The following is a 17,378-nucleotide window of genomic DNA, read 5'->3' on the forward strand; positions in this document are numbered from 1 at the left end:
CACGCCTCCGTCATGCCCAAAAATCGCGGGCCGGATCAACAACCGGTTTCACCACGCCTGCGCGGATAGTGAAATCTCCAAAGCCTTCGTCGGCTTCACGTTCTTTTGACCAGCGACCCAGTAATTCATCAAGGGTAGACAAAATTTCGTCTTCGGTGATGTTTTCACGGTACATCCGTGGAATGCGAGTGCCGATACGGTTACCGCCCAGATGCAGGTTGTAACGGCCCGGTGCCTTGCCCACAAGGCCAATCTCCGCCAGCAACGCACGGCCACAGCCATTAGGGCAACCGGTAACACGCAGCACGATGTGCTCATCGCCCACGCCGTGTGAAGTCATCAAGCCCTCCACGCGGGTCACGAAGTCCGGCAGGAAGCGTTCAGCTTCAGCCATCGCCAGCGGACAGGTCGGGAACGACACGCAGGCCATCGAGTTTTCACGCTGGGCGGTAACGCTTTCCATCAGACCGTGGCTGCGTGCCAGCGCTTCAATTTTAGGTTTATCCGCTTCCGGCACGCCAGCCACAATCAGGTTCTGGTTAGCGGTTAAACGGAAATCGCCCTGGTGAACTTTGGCAATTTCGGCAATGCCGGTCTTCAACGGACGGCCCGCATAATCCATCAGGCGACCATTTTCAACAAACAGCGTCAGGTGCCATTTATCATCAATGCCTTTTACCCAGCCGATACGGTCGCCACGGGTAGTGAACTCGTACGGCCGGATCGGTTCGAAAGTGATGTCTGCACGGCGCTCAACTTCCGCTTTAAACGTCTCCACACCTACACGCTCAAGGGTGTATTTGGTTTTGGCGTTTTTGCGGTCGGTACGGTTACCCCAGTCGCGCTGCGTGGTGACTACCGCTTCAGCAACGGCCAGCGTTTTATCCAGCGGCAGGAAGCCAAACTCGCTGGCGGTGCGCGCGTAAGTCGCTTTGTTACCGTGATCGATAGACAGGCCGCCACCCACCAACAGGTTGAAGCCGATCAGCTTGCCGTTCTCAGCAATCGCAATAAAATTCAGGTCGTTCGCGTGCAGATCCACATCGTTATGCGGTGGCACAACCACGGTGGTTTTGAATTTACGCGGCAGATAGGTTTCGCCCAGAATCGGCTCTTTGTCGGTCGTGGCAACCTTCTCCTGATCCAGCCAGATCTCCGCGTAAGCGCGGGTCTGCGGCAGCAGGTGTTCGGAGAGCTTCTTCGCCCACTCGTACGCTTCCTGATGCAGCTCAGACTCAACCGGGTTCGAGCTACACAGCACGTTACGGTTGACGTCGTTAGCGGTGGCCAGTGCATCCAGGCCCACTTCACTCAGCATCTCGTGCGCAGGCTTCACGTTGCCTTTCAGGATGCCGTGGAACTGGAAGGTCTGACGGTTAGTCAGACGGATGCTGCCATAAATCGTGTTGTTCTCGGCAAATTTGTCGATGCCCAGCCACTGTTTAGGCGTGATGATCCCGCCCGGTAAACGGCAGCGCAGCATCATCGCATGGCGCGGTTCCAGCTTCTGCTCTGCTCGCTCGGCGCGGATATCGCGGTCATCCTGCTGATACATGCCGTGGAAGCGGATCAGCAAGAAGTTATCGCCGGTAAACCCACCGGTCAGCCCATTTTCCAGATCTTCGGTGATGGTGCCGCGTAAGTAGTTACTCTCTTTCTTCAGGCGTTCTGCGTCGGTGAGTTTGCCTTCAACCACCAGCGGGCCAGGATGTTTTTCATTGCTCATTAGTAAACGTCTCGCTGATAGCGGCGCTCAATGCGCAGCTCACTTAAATATTCGTCGGCGGTCTCTGTGTCCATGCCACCGTGCTCGGCGACCAGTTCCAGCAACGCCTGCTCAACATCTTTCGCCATGCGGTTTGCATCACCACAGACATAGATGTGCGCACCCTGTTGGATCCAGTCCCACACTTCCGCCCCTTTGGCGCGGATTTTATCCTGTACATACACTTTCTGCTGCTGGTCACGGGACCAGGCCAGATCGATATTCGTCAGCAGGCCATCCTTCACATAACGCTGCCACTCAACCTGGTACAGGAAGTCGTCAGTGAAATGCGGGTTGCCGAAGAACAGCCAGTTTTTACCTTCTGCACCGTCGTTATCACGCTGCTGCATAAAGGCGCGGAACGGGGCGATGCCGGTGCCAGGTCCAATCATGATCACTGGCGTTTCCGGGTTGGCCGGTAAACGGAAGTTATCGTTATGTTCAATAAAGACGCGGACTTCGCCCTCTTCTTCCAGGCGGTCTGCCAGGAAGCTGGACGCGCCGCCAGCACGTTCGCGGCCATCGATGTCGAAGCGGACCGCGCCAACGGTGATATGCACTTCCGTTTCGTTCTCCGCCTGCGAAGAGGCAATGGAGTAAAGGCGCGGCGTCAGCGGACGCAGAAGGGCAATCAGCTGCTCAGCGGTCAGTTCAACCGGCGCACGACGAACCATATCGACGATTGGCGTGTTCTGCGCGTAATGCTGCAGCTTCGGCTTCTCGCTGATCAGTCCCAGCAGCGTTTCGTCGCGGCTCAACGTGCCGTATTGCTCGACGATCTGCGGAGTATTCACCGTCAGTTCAAAATGCTTTTGCAGCGCTTCGGCCAGCGGCAACGTCTGCTCATTGACCGTCACGCTTTCATCGCCTTTCAGCCACACCAGCTCAATCAGTTCCTGCACCAGCGCCGCATCATTCTCAAACCAGACGCCTAACGCATCGCCAGGCTGGTAACGCAGACCAGAGTCGCCCAGATCGATTTCAATGTGGCGCACATCTTTATCTGAGTCACGCCCGGTAATCTTCTGGTTCACCGCGAAGCTGGCGGTGAGCGGCTCTTCTTTGCTGTAAGGACTGCTGAACACTTCGTTTACTGTACCGGCGGCAGTCACTGCGGCAGCAGCCGGTGACTCGCTTGGCACGCGGGCTTTCAGCACGTCGACAATCTGCTTGCGCCACTGTTCTGCTTCGGCGGCATATTCCACGTCAGCATCTACGCGAGCCAGCAGGCGTTCGCCGCCCATCTCCGCCAGTTTGCTGTCGAAGTCTTTACCGGCCTGGCTGAAGAATTCATAAGAAGTATCGCCCAGACCGAACACGGCAAAAGCGGTTTTATCCAGCTTCGGTGCCTTTTTGGACATCAGGAACTTGTGCAGCGCCACGGCTTCTTCAGGCGGTTCACCCTCACCTTGCGTGGAGGTCACCACTACCAGCAGTTTTTCCTGGGCGATCTGCTTGAACTTATAATCACCGGCGTTCACCAGTTTGACGTTCAGCTTCGCTGCCAGCAAATCGTCGCGCAGCTGTTCAGCCAGGCGGCGGGCGTTGCCGGTTTGTGAAGCGGAAAGCAGCGTGATCGAAGGCGCTTCAACCGGCGCAGGTGCGCTGACTGCCGCGGTGCCGGGAGCCTGATTCACCATGCCCCAGAAATAGCCAGAGAGCCACGCAAGCTGAGTGGTGGAGTAATCCCCGGTGGCCGCCTGCAAACGGGCGAGTTGTTCCGGGTTAAGCGGAAGCAGTGAGCTTGGAGGTGCCTGAGTCGTCATTGCGTAGAAGGTTCCAGTATCGGTGGTCCGGGCCGTAAAGACAGCAAGATGAGAGTAGGGTAACGACAAGCATAATAACCATTAAATAAGGGTTGGTAATAATAAATAACCAAAATGACTAAACGGTTTTACGGGTAAGACATAGTGGCAAAACAGGTTAATTATCTGACTACTAATCAATCACTTAGCATTGAAGGGTTCTGCAGAGGCGGTTCAGTATCAGAATCAACAGGGAAACGGGTGCGAAAAAAGGGTTTTTCGGGTAGACTTCGGCGGTTTTTTCAAGAAAAGCTTACTGAGACTGTTATGGCTACCACGCTGTTTAAAGATTTTATGTTCGAGGCTGCTCACCATCTGCCTAATGTCCCTGCAGGGCACAAATGTGGCCGTCTGCACGGGCACTCGTTCCTGGTGCGGCTCGAAATTACCGGCGAAGTGGATGCGCATACCGGCTGGATCATGGACTTTGCTGAACTGAAGGCGGCTTTCAAGCCGATCTACAACCAGTTGGATCACTATTACCTGAATGAGATCCCGGGTCTGGAGAACCCGACCAGTGAAGTGCTGGCGAAATGGATTTGGGATCAGATGAAACCCAGCCTTGCGGAACTGAGCGCGGTGACCATCAAAGAGACCTGTACCGCAGGGTGCATCTATAAAGGTTAAGCGATCCCCGGATCGGCTCAGGCCGATCCGCCCTTCCCCGTTGTCATCTTACTGTCATCCCCTTTCACTACGTTGTTGGCTCCTTCATTAAAGATCGAGAGAATCAACAATGAATTTGTTTAAAAAAATGTCTGCTATTGCTCTCCTTGCTGCTGCCTGCTCCCAGGCCAATGCCATGAACATTCTGGATTTCCCCCAACCCAAAAATAACCCAGACGAATTCTATGCGCTGACCGAAATCCCGGCTGGCGGCATTATCAAGTATGAAACCGATGCCAAAACCGGGTTTATCGTCGCCGACCGTTTCCAGTCAATGCCCGTTGCCTACCCGGCAAACTACGGTTCCCTTACCCAATCATTGGGCGGTGATGGCGATCCGTTAGACGTCATTTTTTACACTCGAGCGCCAATGGCACCGGGAACCCTGATCAAGCTGCGCCCGATTGGCGTACTGAAGATGATTGACGGCGGCGAATCGGATGACAAAATTGTTGCCGTGCCGGCCAGCAAAATCGACCCGACTTACGACGACATTCAGTCCATGGATGACCTGCCGAAAATGGAGAAAGAGCGTCTCGAAGCCTTTTTCCGCGTCTACAAGCAGTTGCCAGATGGTCGCAAAAAAGTGGAGCTGAATGGCTTTAACGATGCGGCGGCGGCGAAGACTGAGATCAAGTCTGCCTATGATGCGTGGAAAAGTAAGTCAGGTAATTAACCGCAGAGAGGTTCTGAGCATCGGCTGATCAAAGCCGCATCCTGCTGTTGCGGGCTGCGGCTTATTTCACCCCTCTCAGTGGGAAAACACCCATTTTATTGCCCGCTCAGCTCCCGGAACTGACTGAACCGTCATGCCCCAGACCGGACAACGGTCCCTTGAGACGCTGTTATCCGCTCAGCAAAAAGGGGAGAACCTTACGGTTCTCCCCTTTTCTGTCTCTGCGGTAAGCAGGCAGCGGTTAAGCAATGTTCAGGTATTTATGCGTCTGCATCGATAAACGCCAGTTGTGCTTAATGCAGGTTTCAATGCACAGCTTAGTGGCATCGTCTTTCTGGCTGATCGGCTGCAGGGCAATAATTCGCGCCTTGGTATCGTTCAGGGTGGCCAACAGCGCTTCCAGCGCCTCGACATCACGCTGACGGGCAACCGGGTGCTTCACCTCATCGGCACGCACCAACGCCTGATTCAATACGTCATAACCGCCACGCATATTCACTTTTGGCGAGACGGTGACCCAGGTCTCCGCACTGCACAGCACCTCATGGGTGCCGCTGGTTTCGATCTGGCAGCTAAAACCATGCTGCTGAAGCGCCTCGGTCAGCGGTGTCAGATCGTGAATGCAGGGCTCGCCCCCAGTGATCACGATATGCCGGGCAGTCCAGCCATGGTTGGCAATCACCGCCAACAAAGCATGCGCATCCGCCGCGCCCCAGGCATCGGTCTCAACGGTTTTGGTCAGAATATCGCCCAGCGAGGTTTCCCGATCGGCCAGCTTATCCCAGGTGTGTTTGGTATCACACCAGCTGCAGCCCACCGGGCATCCTTGCAGGCGGATAAAAATTGCCGGAACGCCGGTATAAAACCCTTCGCCCTGCAACGTCTGGAACATTTCATTAATCGGGTACTGCATGACAGTCTCAACTGGAAGGGAATTTAAGGGCGCAGAGTATGGCAGATTGACGCAGAGATAGCCAAACCGCTTTGTGCTGGGAACCGGCTTTGCCAAAGAAAATGACTAACGTTAAGGCTGGGTTGAAGAGGCCAGCACGCACTGGCCTCTTCAGGTTACATAAATTTATCCTGGTGCATTTCGATCATCGCCTGTTTCGCCACGTCTTTTGCGCCACTCAAGGTGAAGTGACCATAGTCGTTGGAGATCGGATGACCGTCAGAGGCCAGTCCACGGCAGACATCTCCCGGACAGATAATTGCGTACACAGAGATATAGCGAGTCTGCGCATCAACCATCGCCTGCTTCATCGCGCTGTCCGTCTCTTTAATGCTGTCGTTAATGGAGGAAGCCACCAAATCTTTTCTGCCGTCTGTCTGGTAGGCCAGCAGATCCGGCAACGCTTCAGAATATTCAATGGTTGGACCCATCACTATCACGTTAGTCGATACGCCTTTAAGGTGCTCTAGTGTGGCTTTCAGCGGGGCAATGTCTTCTGGTGCCCAGCGGGCTGAAATGATGATGCCGTCAATTTTATGGCCAGGGATCCATGAGCCGTAAACATAGTCCACCAGATCCGAACAGGGGTTGCGTAACGGCTGCTGGTAGAGCGGCTTACAGCCTGCGGAGGTGGCCTGAATCACATTGATGCCCTGCCCGGCTGCAAGGCTTAACGCACGCCAGAGATGGGCAGCATGGCTGTCGCCAATCAGCACGTAATTTTTGGCAGTGTCCGAGGTTTTCAGGCAGTAATCACGGTCGAAGGGTTTATCTTCCTGGCTTTTGCCATCCACAAAGCAGCGCCCAAGACGATATTGATAAGTAAATTCCGGCATGTCTCTGTACTGGGTGTACTTCGCCAGTGCCAGCGCATCCGCGGAGAACTGGCCCGCATTGTTGTCCAGATGGCCTTTATAGAAAGTGCCTGAAGCCATCAGTACCAGACCAACCACCGACGCGGCTACAATTCGGCCAGGGCTGAACACCGCCAGCTTGTAGCGGAAAGGGATCTCAATCAGGTAGCGGGAAGCCACGGCAAGCAGTAGCGACAGCCCTGCAATCGTTAACTCGCGTACGCCTGGCTCAAGGTTGAAGAACATCCGGCTGTAGACGATAACCGGCCAGTGCCACAGATACAGGCAGTAGGAGATCATGCCTGTGTAGACGATGGGTTTCAGCGCCAGCACGCGGGAGACCGCCGCCTTCTGTCCGGCAAGGATAATCAGGAAGCTTCCCAGGCAAGGCCAGAGGGCGTTCCAGGCCGGGAAAGGTTTATCGGTGTTCAACCACAGGAAACCGAACAGGATCAGCCCCAGCCCCGCCAGGCTCATCAGATGTTTGATGCCCTGAGAGACGTTGCTCATCTTCGCTTCCAGCCCGGCTACGGCAATGATGCCGCCCAGCGCCAGCTCCCAGGCTCGGGTTGGCAGCATATAGAAGGTGAAGGTCGGCTTGCGTGTCACAGCGTAAATGCTCAGCATCAGCGAGAAGGTGATAATCAGTAACATGACCTGAGTGGCGCGCTGGCGGAAGAAGCGCACCACAAACAGCAGGATAACCGGGAAGATGATGTAGAACTGCTCTTCAACAGCCAGCGACCAGGTATGCAGCAGCGGCTTCAGTTCGGCTGGACCGGCAAAGTAACCGGTGGTTTTCCAGAAGAAGATATTAGATGAAAACAGTAGGGTGCCCAGCGCGCTGTTGCTCAGGTCGCTAAATTGCGCCGGCAGCAGATGATAGTAACCAAAGGCTAATGTGCTCAGCATCACCACAAACAGCGGCGGCAGAATGCGCAGGCTGCGGCGTTTATAGAAATCCAGATAGGAGAAGGTGTTGTTCATCGCGCCATGGTAAATAATGCCGCAGATTAGATAGCCCGATATCACAAAGAAGATATCCACGCCGGTAAAGCCGCCGGGGATCCCGGGCATCCCCATGTGATAGGCGATGACTGGCAACACTGCCAGCGCCCGTAATCCATCCACATCCGCTCTGTATTTCATTTATGCTGATCTCGTTGACATTTCATTACCGCGAACTTACATAAACTGACCCTTTATTTCGCCTTCCTTAACACAAATCAGACCATTCCTTAAACGGGCTGTTTTTTTCAGTAACTCATTAATAAAAATGATAATTATCCAACTCACCCTCATCAGACAGTCGTTTTTTTCAGATAATCCTCAACCGGAAAGTGGCGCAGGGGCTGGCAAAGCGCAAAATTTGAACGGATTTAGCGTGCGTTTTTCCACCCAAGGATTGCTAGCAATATTGTTTTGAGTAATATTACAGCGTCGAATGACAATGATAATAAGGAAACTGATGTGCAAACCGTTCAACAAAGCCGCAGGAACTTCCTCTCTACCGGCGCCAGAATGACCGCTGGCAGCGCCCTTCTTGCCTCTGGGATGGCAGGAGCCGCAACCCTGAATACCGCCGTTAAAACCGGACAATGTGAGGATGCCAGCCAGATGAAAACCCCTGGCGAAACGCACTATCTGTTACGCAACGTGCGGCTGGAAGAGGGGTTCGAGCGCGAAGGCGAGATGATTATTGCCACGCAAACCGCGCTCTACGATCTGGAAATCAATAACGGCAAGATTGTCGCTATCAGTGCAGTAAAACTACGAGCTGAAAGTACCCTGCCAGCCTATGATGCGCAGGGAATGCTGTTGCTCCCCGCCACGCGCGATATGCATATTCACCTGGATAAAACCTTCTACGGCAGCCACTGGGAAGCGCCACGTCCGCGCAAAGGCAAAACCATCATGGATATGATCGCCCGTGAACAGGTCCTTATCCCGCAGCTGCTGCCGCACTCTGTGGAGCATGCCGAGGCGATCATCGCTCTGTTGCATTCTAAGGGCACTACCGTAGCCCGCAGCCATTGTAATATCGATCCGATTAGCGGCCTGAAGAGCCTGGAGCATTTGCAGATTGCCCTGCAGAAGCACCAGCAGGACTTCAGCTGTGAGATTGTCGCCTTCCCGCAGCATGGCTTACTGCACTCTAAAGTGGATGGCCTGATGCGTGAAGCTATGCAGATGGGCGTGCAATACGTTGGTGGACTCGACCCGACCAATGTCGATGGAGCCATGGAGAAGTCGCTGGATGCGATGTTCCAGATTGCGCTGGACAGTCAGAAAGGCGTCGATATTCACCTGCATGAAACCACACCTGCCGGCATTGCCGCCGTGAAATACATGATCAGCACCGTGGAGAAGAACCCGCAGCTGAAAGGCAAAGTCACGCTGAGCCACGGTTTTGCGCTGTCGGTCATGCAGGGGCAGGAGCTGGAAGAGGTGATCAACGGTCTGGCTGAGCAGCAGTTCACCGTGGCTTCAACCGTACCGATTGGGAAATACTCGATGCCGTTACCGCAGTTAAGTGAAAAAGGCGTGTTCGTGATGACCGGCACTGACAGTGTGATCGATCACTGGTCGCCGTTTGGCACCGGCAGCATGCTGGAGAAAGCCAATCTTTATGCCCAGCTGTACGGCAACTCTGATGAGTTTGGCCTCACTCGCTCACTGGCGATTGCTACCGGCAATATTTTGCCCCTGAGCGATGCTGGACAGCGTCAGTGGCCTGCGGTGAATGACCAGGCGGAGATGATTCTGGTGGAAGCCAGCTGCTCTGCTGAAGCGGTCGCCCGCGTCCCGGAGGTCAAAGCCACTTTCCATCAGGGAAGGCTGGTGTTCGGGCAGCTGAAAAAGGCATAAAAAAACCGGGCCCGCAATAAACGGGCCCGGCTCTGTTTCAGCTGAAACTCCTCAGCCCGTGACGGGCGAGGAAGTCAGGTCATTACTGACCTTTAACTTCTTTCAGACCGTTGAATGGCGCACGTGCACCCAGCGCTTCTTCAATACGGATCAGCTGGTTGTACTTAGCAACACGGTCAGAACGGCTCATAGAACCGGTTTTGATCTGGCCCGCTGCAGTACCTACCGCCAGGTCAGCGATAGTCGCGTCTTCGGTTTCACCTGAACGGTGAGAGATCACTGCGGTATAGCCAGCATCTTTCGCCATTTTGATCGCAGCCAGAGTTTCGGTCAGAGAACCGATCTGGTTGAATTTGATCAGGATGGAGTTAGCGATGCCTTTATCGATACCTTCTTTCAGGATCTTGGTGTTGGTCACGAACAGATCGTCACCAACCAGCTGGATTTTGTCGCCCAGCACTTTAGTCTGGTAAGCGAAACCAGCCCAGTCAGATTCGTCCAGACCGTCTTCGATAGAGACGATTGGGTACTGTTTGGTCAGGTCTTCCAGGAAGTGAGTGAACTCTTCAGAGGTGAATTCTTTGTTGCCTTCACCAGCCAGCACATATTTGCCGTCTTTGTAGAATTCAGAAGCTGCACAGTCCATCGCCAGAGTGATGTCTTTGCCCAGCTCGTAGCCTGCTGCTTTTACCGCTTCAGCGATAACAGCCAGCGCTTCTGCGTTGGAACCCAGGTTAGGCGCGTAGCCACCTTCGTCACCTACTGCAGTCCCCATACCTTTAGACTTCAGCACTTTAGCCAGGGTGTGGAACACTTCAGAACCCATACGGATGGCTTCTTTCAGGGTTTTTGCGCCCACAGGCTGGATCATGAATTCCTGGATGTCGACGTTGTTGTCGGCGTGCTCGCCACCATTGATGATGTTCATCATTGGCAGTGGCATAGAGAATTTGCCCGGGGTGCCGTTCAGCTCAGCAATGTGCTCGTACAGCGGCATGCCTTTAGCAGCAGCAGCGGCTTTAGCAGCAGCCAGAGAAACCGCCAGAATGGCGTTAGCGCCGAACTGGGATTTGTTCTCGGTACCGTCCAGATCGATCATGATCTTGTCGATGTTTGCCTGGTCTTTCGCGTCTTTACCCGTTACCGCGTTAGCGATAGGGCCGTTAACCGCAGCGACTGCTTTAGTTACGCCTTTACCCAGGAAACGAGATTTGTCACCGTCACGCAGTTCCAGCGCTTCGCGCGAACCAGTAGAAGCGCCTGATGGGGCAGCAGCCATACCAACAAAACCGCCTTCCAGGTGCACTTCAGCTTCAACGGTCGGGTTTCCACGTGAGTCGATGATTTCACGACCGATGACTTTAACGATTTTTGACATTAGTTTTTCCTCAGTATCAAGTTTACTTAAACTCAGACAAACAACGCCCGAGTCGTTCGGGCGCCATTATGAAAATACTTAGTTTGCCAAACGCTTCTGGTAATCGCTGGCGGCTTTCACAAAGCCGGCAAACAGCGGGTGACCGTCACGAGGGGTTGAGGTGAATTCCGGATGGAACTGACACGCAACAAACCATGGATGGTTAGGGATCTCAATGATCTCTACCAGCTGGTCATCCCCGGAGCGACCTGCCACACGTAATCCAGCCGCTTCAATCTGCTTCAACAGCATATTGTTGACTTCATAACGATGGCGATGACGCTCAACAATGGTCTCTGAACCGTACAGCTTGTGAACAAGGCTGTCGGCTGTCAGCTGACACTGCTGGCTGCCCAGACGCATAGTGCCGCCTAAGTCGCTCTGCTCGGTGCGCTGCTCAACGTTGCCTTCTTCATCACGCCATTCGGTGATCAGTGCCACCACCGGATACTTACAGTCTGGCACAAATTCCGTGGAGTTTGCGCCTTCCATTCCGGCGACGTTACGGGCGAATTCCATCAGCGCAACCTGCATACCCAGGCAAATGCCGAGGTAAGGAACGTTGTTCTCACGCGCGTAACGGGCGGTCATCAGTTTGCCTTCCACACCACGGTAGCCGAAGCCGCCAGGGATTAGAATAGCATCCAAATCTTTCAGCAATTCGACACCGCGGGTTTCAACATCCTGCGAGTCGATCAGTTTGATGTTTACCGTCACACGGTTTTTCAGACCACCGTGCTTCAGCGCTTCAATCACTGACTTGTACGCATCCGGCAGCTCGACATATTTGCCGACCATACCGATGGTCACTTCGCCGCCCGGATTGGCTTCTTCGTAGATCACCTGTTCCCATTCGGCCAGGTTCGCTTCCGGTGCGTTCAGATTGAAACGCTTACAGATAAAGTCATCCAGACCCTGGGATTTTAACATGCCCGGAATTTTATAAATGGAATCAACATCTTTCAGCGAGATAACCGCTTTTTCCGGCACGTTACAGAACAGCGCGATTTTCGCACGTTCGTTGGCTGGAACGGCACGATCGGAACGGCAAATCAGCACATCAGGCTGAATACCGATAGAGAGCAGTTCTTTGACCGAGTGCTGGGTTGGCTTGGTTTTCACTTCGCCCGCAGCGGCCATGTAAGGCACCAGCGTCAGGTGCATATACAGGGTGTGCTCACGGCCAACCTGAACCGCCATCTGGCGGATAGCTTCGAGGAACGGCAGGGATTCGATATCCCCTACAGTACCGCCGATTTCTACCAGCACGACATCATGGCCTTCACCGCCTTCGATGATGCGCTCTTTGATTGCATTGGTAATGTGCGGGATAACCTGAATGGTCGCGCCCAGATAATCGCCCCGGCGCTCTTTGCGCAGGACTTCTGAGTAGATACGGCCAGTGGTGAAGTTGTTACGACGGCTCATCTTGGTGCGGATGAAACGCTCGTAGTGACCCAAATCCAGATCGGTTTCTGCGCCGTCGTCGGTGACGTACACTTCGCCGTGCTGAGTTGGGCTCATGGTGCCTGGGTCCACGTTGATGTACGGGTCCAGTTTCATGATGGTCACGTTAAGACCGCGTGCTTCAAGAATAGCGGCCAGGGAGGCTGCGGCAATGCCTTTTCCCAGAGAGGATACGACCCCGCCGGTCACAAAAATATAGTTCGTTGTCATGCTGAACCTGAGAAAGTAGGTTTAAAGACGATGGAATAACCAGGACGGGAAAACAGTCTACCCGAATCCCTGCAGTGCCACAATTAATCGTTTCCGATTGTCTGCCTGCCACCGTATTGACCGCCAAAATCTTACCCGATTTAGCGGTGGTGGAGGTTGACATAAGTCACACTTTTGTTGAATCGAGTCAGCTATTCTTTTGCTTTGATTTGTTGCCAGGCCGCTTCCATCTGTTCAAGGGTAGCCTCCTGCATCGCCAGCCCTTGATCGGCTATGATTTGCTCAACCTGACGGAAGCGGCGTTCGAATTTGTCGTTGGCTTTTTGCAGGGCGATTTCGGCTTTGCTGCCCAGATGCCGCGACAGATTCACCGTGGCAAACAGCAGGTCACCAATTTCCTCTTCCAGCTTCTGCTGATCGATTACCGCCTGCTTCGCTTCATGCATCACTTCGTCGATCTCTTCATACACTTTGTCCAGCACCGGCCCAAGCGTATGCCAGTCAAATCCCACGTTGCTGCAGCGTTTCTGAATTTTGTGCGAGCGCATCAGTGCAGGCAATGCGCGGGGAATGTCGTCCAGCGCCGAATGCTGCGCTTTTTCAGCCCGCTCGCTGGTTTTAATCTGCTCCCAGTTAGTCAGCACTTCCTGACTGCCGCTGACCTGCACATCGCCAAAGATATGCGGATGGCGACGTTCCAGCTTGTCGCTGATGGTGTGGCAAATATCGTCGAAGGTAAAGCGCCCTTCTTCATTCGCCATCTGCGCGTAAAACACCACCTGGAACAGCAAATCGCCCAATTCACCCTGCAGATCGTCAAAATCTTCACGGCTGATGGCATCCAGCACTTCGTATGTTTCTTCAAGGGTATAAGGCGCGATGGTAGCGTAAGTCTGCTCGCGGTCCCACGGGCAACCGCCTTCAGGATCGCGCAGGGTTTTCATGATGCCCAGCAGGCGATCGAGTGCATTCATAACCGTTTCCATTATCAAAGTATGTGGCCTGGGCGAGCACTGCCGGGACGCAAAATGGCAAGTAACCCAGGCACCCTACAGGCTAGTGCAATCTTCTGGCGTCGATGATGTCCGGGACCTGATTCAGCCTCGCAATTACTCTACCCAGCACCTGCTGATTATAGATTTCGATGTCCATATCGATGGTAGCCAGCTGTTTTTTGGTGTCGCTGCGGCTGGAGACGCCCAGCACGTTGACCTTTTCATTCGCCAGAATGGTGGTGATATCACGCAGCAGGCCGCTACGATCGTTGGCGGTAACGCGAACCACCAGCGAGTAACCGCTTGAGTAACTCTCACCCCAAACGGCATCGACAATACGCTCAGGCGCATGTGAGGTCAGATCGGTCAGCTGATCGCAGTCGGCACGGTGAATGGAGATCCCGCGTCCCTGAGTGATAAAGCCGATGATATCGTCGCCTGGGATCGGCTGGCAGCAACGCGCGATGTGGTGCATCAGATTGCCCACGCCCTCGACCACTACCCGGCCACTCTCTTTGCTGCGCGGCGCGGCCGATTTCTGCGTTAACTGGCGCAGTGCCTCGCGGTCTTCTTCCTCAGCACTTGGCTTGTGCAGCTTCGACTGCAGGAAGTTGCTCATCTGGTTAAGACGAATATCACCGCCGCCGATAGCAGCCAGCAGCTCATCCAGCGAGTTCACGTTGTAACGCGGCAACAGCAGCTTCTCAGCCTCTTTCATGCTGATATCGAGATGATCCAGCTCGCTGTCGAGGATCTGACGCCCCGCCACCACATTCTTGTCCCGGTCCTGCTTACGGAACCAGGCATGAATTTTTGAACGCCCACGGCTGGTGGTGACGTAGCCAAGGTTCGGATTCAGCCAGTCGCGGCTTGGGTTCGGCTGCTTCTGGGTGATGATGTCAATCTGGTCGCCCATCTGCAGCTGATAGGTAAAGGGCACGATGCGGCCGCTGATCTTGGCACCGATGCAGCGATGGCCGATATCACTGTGAATATGGTAAGCAAAGTCGAGCGGGGTTGACCCTGCGGGCAGATCGACCACGTCGCCTTTCGGGGTAAACACATACACCCGATCGTCGAATACCTGGCTGCGAACCTCATCCAGCATTTCGCCAGAGTCTGCCATCTCTTCCTGCCACGTAATCAGCTTACGCAGCCAGGCGATACGTTCTTCATGACCAGCCGCACCGCGAGCATTGCCGCCGGTGCCACCTTCTTTGTATTTCCAGTGCGCAGCCACGCCCAGCTCGGCATCTTCATGCATCTGCCGGGTACGGATCTGCACTTCAACTGTTTTGCCTTTCGGTCCCAGCACCACAGTATGGATTGACTGGTAACCGTTAGGTTTCGGGTTGGCTACGTAGTCGTCAAACTCGCTCGGCAGATGACGATAAAGCGTATGCACAATGCCCAGCGCGCCGTAGCAATCCTGCAAGCGTTCCGCGACGATGCGCACCGCGCGCACATCAAAAAGCTCATCAAAAGTCAGCGACTTCTTCTGCATTTTGCGCCAGATACTGTAGATGTGTTTCGGTCGGCCATACACTTCGGCCTTCACGCCCTCTTTCACAATCTCAGTACGCAGGGATTGCACAAACGTGTCGATGTAGCCTTCGCGATCGATACGCCTTTCGTGCAGCAGTTTGGCAATGCGTTTGTATTCGTCGGGATGCAGATAGCGGAAGCAGAAATCTTCCAGCTCCCATTTGAGTTGACCGATGCCGAGTCGGTTCGCCAGCGGAGCGTAGATGTTGGTGCACTCTTTCGCCGCCAGCACGCGCTCATCTTCCGGCGCATCTTTCACTTCGCGCAGATGGGCGATACGCTCGGCCAGCTTGATCACCACGCAGCGGAAATCTTCCACCATCGCCAGCAGCATCCGGCGGACGTTATCCACCTGCTCTGGCGCCATAGAGTCGTTATGCGTGGCTTTTAACTGGCGGATGGCGTCCATATCGCGCACGCCGTGGACCAGCGAGACGATGGCTTTGCCGAAGTGCTCTTCAAGCACCGCTTCAGACACTACGCTGTCATTGGCGAGAGGGAACAACAGCGCAGCCCGCAGGCTCTCGTTGTCCATACTGAGCATGGAGAGGATTTCCACCATCTCCACGCCACGCCACAACAGCAATGCCGCGTCAGGATGGTTCCTGGTGGCTTCTTCGCAATAGCGCCAGGTCTCGGCCAGTCGTTCACATGACTGCTGGTTAGAGATCCCCAAACTGGTGATCCATTGGTCGAGAGCAAACTCGCCAGCCGTATTCAAATGTGCACTTCTTACCGCAACCATATCCTCTCCTGGCTTGGCACCCGTCCGGGGGCCTATTTTCGGCTAAATAACACCATGGATTCCACGTGCCCGGTATGCGGAAACATATCAAGCAGCGTAATCCTTTCCAATTGGTAGCCGGAGGTCAGAAGACTCTGACTATCCCGAGCAAGTGTAGTCGGATTACAGGAAACATAGACCACGCGTTCAGGAGCAAGTTTAATGATATGAGCCATTACCCCTGCCGCCCCGGCGCGGGCCGGATCCAATAACACCTTGTTAAATCCCTCTGCGGCCCATGGCTGCCGCGTCACGTCCTCTTCCAGGTTGTACTGGAAAAAGCTGACATTATTCAGATTATTCAACGCGGCATTATAGCCACCCTTTGCCGCTAATGCTGCAACGCCCTCCACACCTGTGACATTTTTAACCATTTTTCCTAAAGGAAGCGTGAAGTTTCCCATACCGCAAAACAGGTCAAGCACCCGATCTTCCGGCTGCAGATCCAGCCAGGCCAGCGCCTGACTGACCATCTGCTCGTTTAACGCCGCATTGACCTGGATAAAGTCACGCGGGCTGAAAGTTAAGGTCAAATCCTGGATGCGGTAGAATGGCATTTCACCGTTTACCTGCTCAAGACTGTCGCTGTCCGGGGCCAGGTATAACGCAACATTATGCTTATGCGAAAACTGTTCCAGTTTTGCACGGTCGGCAGCACTTAGTGGCTCGAGATGGCGCAACACCAGCAGCGGGCCGTTATCGGCCAGTACCAGCTCAACATGCCCCAGCTTGCTGACTGCCTGCAACGTGCTCAACACCTGATGGAGCGGCTGGATCAATGCATTAAGTTCGGGCTTCAAAATAGGGCATTGCGTCAGGGAGACCAGATCGTTGGAGCCCGCCTGACGGAATCCCATCTGCAGGGTTTTGCTGCGGGGCTGGTAATTCAAGCCTAATCGGGCGCGACGACGATAGCCGTACGCTTCGCCGGAGAGGATCGTATCGACTTCTGCCTGCTGCCCGGTTTCCTGGCTCAACAAACGCGACAGCGCCTTCGCTTTACTGCGCTGTTGCAAGGCCGGGGAGACGTGCTGCTGCTGGCACCCGCCACATTCGTTAAAATGCGGGCATTGGGGCACAACCCTGTCCGGGCTGGCCTTGAGGATTTTGCGAGCTTTGCCGCGTGCCCAGGAGCGTTTGTCTTCGGTGATATTGACTTCTACCTGCTCACCTGGCAACGCTCCACTGATAAACAGCGCTTTACCCTGATGTCTGGCCACGCCCTGGCCCAATCCATCAAGGTCATTAACTGTCACTATGATAGTCTGGCGGGTCGTCACGCGCCGTTTTGCAGAGTAGAATTGCGCCATTATTCGTCTGTCCCGAAAGTAATCAGCTGTGTCAGCCACTTAAAAGCGTGCGTAGCCTACACCA

The 17,378-nt window shown here is 54.4% G+C and carries 12 protein-coding genes; 3 read left to right on the forward strand and 9 right to left on the reverse strand.

Features of this window, described 5'->3' with window-relative positions:
* Positions 1-10 precede the first annotated feature (10 nt).
* Positions 11-1,726, reverse strand: coding sequence for an assimilatory sulfite reductase (NADPH) hemoprotein subunit (gene cysI / locus WCC56_RS20880; RefSeq protein ID WP_424694226.1), 1,716 nt, complete (start codon positions 1,724-1,726; stop codon positions 11-13).
* Positions 1,726-3,531, reverse strand: coding sequence for an NADPH-dependent assimilatory sulfite reductase flavoprotein subunit (gene cysJ / locus WCC56_RS20885; protein WP_424694227.1), 1,806 nt, complete (start codon positions 3,529-3,531; stop codon positions 1,726-1,728). The genes cysI and cysJ overlap by 1 nt, the downstream gene beginning before the upstream one ends.
* A 306-nt stretch (positions 3,532-3,837) precedes the next feature.
* Between cysJ and queD the strand changes: the two genes are divergently transcribed.
* Together queD and WCC56_RS20895 are read left to right on the forward strand one after the other, a co-directional pair.
* Entirely contained in the window at positions 3,838-4,197 is a 360-nt protein-coding gene (gene queD, locus WCC56_RS20890) for a 6-carboxytetrahydropterin synthase QueD (RefSeq protein ID WP_424694228.1), read from the forward strand.
* A gap of 109 nt (positions 4,198-4,306) precedes the next feature.
* Positions 4,307-4,912, forward strand: coding sequence for an inorganic diphosphatase (locus tag WCC56_RS20895; protein ID WP_424694229.1), 606 nt, complete (start codon positions 4,307-4,309; stop codon positions 4,910-4,912).
* A gap of 241 nt (positions 4,913-5,153) precedes the next feature.
* Here WCC56_RS20895 and queE read toward each other — a convergent pair whose 3' ends face one another.
* On the reverse strand, positions 5,154-5,825 hold the full coding sequence (gene queE, locus WCC56_RS20900; RefSeq protein ID WP_424694230.1) for a 7-carboxy-7-deazaguanine synthase QueE: 672 nt from the start codon (positions 5,823-5,825) through the stop codon (positions 5,154-5,156).
* Between the two features lie 155 nt (positions 5,826-5,980).
* Positions 5,981-7,867, reverse strand: coding sequence for an acyltransferase family protein (locus WCC56_RS20905; protein WP_424694231.1), 1,887 nt, complete (start codon positions 7,865-7,867; stop codon positions 5,981-5,983).
* A 321-nt stretch (positions 7,868-8,188) separates the two neighbouring features.
* Between WCC56_RS20905 and WCC56_RS20910 the strand changes: the two genes are divergently transcribed.
* Entirely contained in the window at positions 8,189-9,586 is a 1,398-nt protein-coding gene (locus tag WCC56_RS20910) for an amidohydrolase family protein (RefSeq protein ID WP_424694232.1), read from the forward strand.
* A gap of 82 nt (positions 9,587-9,668) precedes the next feature.
* On the opposite strand, the gene eno is transcribed toward WCC56_RS20910, so the two are convergent.
* The 5 genes from eno to rlmD form a co-directional block, all read right to left on the reverse strand.
* A complete protein-coding gene (gene eno, locus WCC56_RS20915) occupies positions 9,669-10,964 on the reverse strand; it encodes a phosphopyruvate hydratase (protein WP_013203559.1) in 1,296 nt (431 codons plus the stop codon).
* A gap of 78 nt (positions 10,965-11,042) precedes the next feature.
* Positions 11,043-12,680, reverse strand: coding sequence for a glutamine hydrolyzing CTP synthase (pyrG, locus tag WCC56_RS20920; RefSeq protein ID WP_424694233.1), 1,638 nt, complete (start codon positions 12,678-12,680; stop codon positions 11,043-11,045).
* A 191-nt stretch (positions 12,681-12,871) separates the two neighbouring features.
* Positions 12,872-13,654 (reverse strand): nucleoside triphosphate pyrophosphohydrolase, encoded by a 783-nt coding sequence (gene mazG, locus WCC56_RS20925; protein WP_424694234.1) that lies wholly within the window; start codon positions 13,652-13,654, stop codon positions 12,872-12,874.
* An 82-nt stretch (positions 13,655-13,736) separates the two neighbouring features.
* A complete protein-coding gene (relA, locus tag WCC56_RS20930; protein ID WP_424694235.1) occupies positions 13,737-15,965 on the reverse strand; it encodes a GTP diphosphokinase in 2,229 nt (742 codons plus the stop codon).
* Positions 15,966-15,997: 32 nt separating this feature from the next.
* A complete protein-coding gene (rlmD, locus tag WCC56_RS20935; RefSeq protein WP_424694236.1) occupies positions 15,998-17,314 on the reverse strand; it encodes a 23S rRNA (uracil(1939)-C(5))-methyltransferase RlmD in 1,317 nt (438 codons plus the stop codon).
* Between the last annotated feature and the right edge of the window lie 64 nt (positions 17,315-17,378).

The organism is Erwinia sp., from assembly GCF_049696395.1.
GTDB lineage: Bacteria > Pseudomonadota > Gammaproteobacteria > Enterobacterales > Enterobacteriaceae > Erwinia.

Coding starts and splice junctions, on each gene's coding strand:
- queD (WP_424694228.1), top strand. CDS start 3,838: ATGGCTACCACGCTGTTTAAAGATTTTATGTTCGAGGCTGCTCACCAT.
- WCC56_RS20905 (WP_424694231.1), bottom strand. CDS start 7,867: ATGAAATACAGAGCGGATGTGGATGGATTACGGGCGCTGGCAGTGTTG.
- queE (WP_424694230.1), bottom strand. CDS start 5,825: ATGCAGTACCCGATTAATGAAATGTTCCAGACGTTGCAGGGCGAAGGG.
- cysJ (WP_424694227.1), bottom strand. CDS start 3,531: ATGACGACTCAGGCACCTCCAAGCTCACTGCTTCCGCTTAACCCGGAA.
- WCC56_RS20895 (WP_424694229.1), top strand. CDS start 4,307: ATGAATTTGTTTAAAAAAATGTCTGCTATTGCTCTCCTTGCTGCTGCC.
- eno (WP_013203559.1), bottom strand. CDS start 10,964: ATGTCAAAAATCGTTAAAGTCATCGGTCGTGAAATCATCGACTCACGT.
- relA (WP_424694235.1), bottom strand. CDS start 15,965: ATGGTTGCGGTAAGAAGTGCACATTTGAATACGGCTGGCGAGTTTGCT.
- pyrG (WP_424694233.1), bottom strand. CDS start 12,680: ATGACAACGAACTATATTTTTGTGACCGGCGGGGTCGTATCCTCTCTG.
- cysI (WP_424694226.1), bottom strand. CDS start 1,726: ATGAGCAATGAAAAACATCCTGGCCCGCTGGTGGTTGAAGGCAAACTC.
- mazG (WP_424694234.1), bottom strand. CDS start 13,654: ATGAATGCACTCGATCGCCTGCTGGGCATCATGAAAACCCTGCGCGAT.
- rlmD (WP_424694236.1), bottom strand. CDS start 17,314: ATGGCGCAATTCTACTCTGCAAAACGGCGCGTGACGACCCGCCAGACT.